Origin of the sequence: Levilactobacillus fuyuanensis (assembly GCF_003946395.1) — a bacterium.
GTDB lineage: Bacteria > Bacillota > Bacilli > Lactobacillales > Lactobacillaceae > Levilactobacillus > Levilactobacillus fuyuanensis.
Genome location: NZ_RHNZ01000048.1, coordinates 1 through 1,871 on the forward strand (window position 1 = coordinate 1; position 1,871 = coordinate 1,871).

Genomic DNA, 1,871 nt, shown 5'->3' on the forward strand with positions numbered 1-1,871 from the left:
CTTTTGGACAGTTCTAATGAACACTTGTAATTCCTAGTATAGCACAGAAATAAAAAAGACCATTAGGGTATACCCTAATGGCCTTTTCTAAAAGCTGTTTCAGATCTTTGTCTTCCAGACTTCTTTTTGAGGGCCTGTGGGCTTTATAGCGATAGTAATGCGCTCTTGAAACCCCGATGACTCGCCACATCTTAGTTACCTGGTAATTTTGGCTTTCTTGTTGGATATAATCAAAGATATCGGTTATCTCTGCGCAAGGAAGCCGAGGGCTTTTTTTAGGATTTCGTTCTCCTCAGACAGGGAAGCCAGCCGCTTTTCCATCGCTTTAATTTCGTCTGGCGATTTACCGGATTGAGTTTTGGCTTGGCCCTGGATCCACTTATGAACGGTTGAATAGCCAATGCCATATTCTCTGGCCAGTTGGGCGGCTGATTCGCCTTGTTTATATAGGTTGATGATGTTTTGTTTGAATTCTTTGTCGTAACGAGTTGGCATGTAAAAATTCCTTCCTTTTGAGAGACGATTTATTCATTATACGCTCTCTTAAAAGTTGTCTCAGGAATCAGCTTACATCCAACTTGAAAAGAGTACCTTACAACGGACAATTACCATTATTGTTATGGTGATGGGGATTATCACGCTGCTGGCGACCTTGGGGCTATTAATGTGGGTTATTGTACCGATGGTGCTGCACGGATCCGGCCTTAAGTCGATTTGGGACACTTGGCACCCTGAATTAACGGGTTGGGGCGCCGTTAGATGTATTGGGGCGATACTTACTAGCTTTTTGGTGATTTGTATCGAGCTGTTAGTGATCGGATTGCCAACCGTGATTGCGATTAAAATAATGGAATTTGTTGATAAATCGGATAGATAGGAAAACGCATAGCAAGACATTCAAATATTGGGTATTTTTTCAAAGCACGCAGGTAAACTTTAAAAGTTAACATAGTTCCAATGTAGACTTTTATCTTGCGGACAATGTAAAAGTCTACATTGGAACTTTTTTATAAATCATCTTTAATTTCTTGAAGTGTAGCATTAGAACTTGTAATTTATCTTTAGATAGGTTTTATTTATCAATGAGAATTACCTTTCTTAATTCGATATACAAGGATCCAGAAAGGTAATGCAATTAGAACAGTGCCAATTAACGGAATAAATGAATATAAAACAGCTGCGCATGTATAGTTATTTTGATAAATAACAAAATATAATAGAGCACCTGCAGAAACAATTATTCCCGAAATGGGTAAACTTTTAGTCGTGTAAAAGAGTAAATTTTTCTCATATTTTTTCATAAAAATTGCCTCTTATTAATGATTCATTGCACATGCACCTTCTGATGCAGCGCCACACACGACAGCGCAAGCTAAACCTGCGATGCCATTTACGGCAGCCCAAACTTCACAATAGGAACCACAAGCTAACACACCAGCCATACCGCATGAAAATTCTTTGCCATGAAATTTAAAATGCTTTGTCTTTTTTTTCGCCAGAATATTAATTTGATTCAGTTCATTGTTTGAGGCGGAAAATTCGGTTTTTGGTGATGTGCTCTTAGTAGTACCTTGCTCAGCAGAGAAGCTTACAACCTTATTATTGCTCTTATCAACAACCGTTTGAGTTAATATTGTAGTATTTTTGTCATTATTTTTGTAAACATTATAAACAACATCCGTTGATATAGAAGGATCTACTGAGGATGTTGCACGATAATTATATGGTGTGACTGCGTCTTGGTCATTGGTATAACCACGTTTTTTTATATTATTTAAATAGTTATTTATTTTCCCTCAATTGTCAAATCAAGTGCAACACTAAGAATCTATTCTTAGAAGTGGTCTAGTTGCTAAGCTAGTTCAGGCATT

At 37.5% G+C, this 1,871-nt stretch carries 3 protein-coding genes; 1 reads left to right on the forward strand and 2 read right to left on the reverse strand.

Annotated features, from left to right (window positions below; genetic code table 11):
• Nucleotides 1-243: 243 nt before the first annotated feature.
• Nucleotides 244-495, reverse strand: coding sequence for a transposase (locus EKM73_RS12995; protein WP_089109983.1), 252 nt, complete (start codon nucleotides 493-495; stop codon nucleotides 244-246).
• 55 nt (nucleotides 496-550) lie between these two features.
• Between EKM73_RS12995 and EKM73_RS12660 the strand changes: the two genes are divergently transcribed.
• On the forward strand, nucleotides 551-877 hold the full coding sequence (locus EKM73_RS12660; protein WP_225360278.1) for a hypothetical protein: 327 nt from the start codon (nucleotides 551-553) through the stop codon (nucleotides 875-877).
• A gap of 439 nt (nucleotides 878-1,316) precedes the next feature.
• On the opposite strand, the gene EKM73_RS13050 is transcribed toward EKM73_RS12660, so the two are convergent.
• Complete coding sequence (locus tag EKM73_RS13050; protein ID WP_125702127.1) at nucleotides 1,317-1,790, reverse strand: putative immunity/bacteriocin fusion bifunctional protein; 474 nt, start codon at nucleotides 1,788-1,790, stop codon at nucleotides 1,317-1,319.
• Between the last annotated feature and the right edge of the window lie 81 nt (nucleotides 1,791-1,871).

Coding starts and splice junctions, on each gene's coding strand:
- EKM73_RS12995 (WP_089109983.1), bottom strand. CDS start 495: ATGCCAACTCGTTACGACAAAGAATTCAAACAAAACATCATCAACCTA.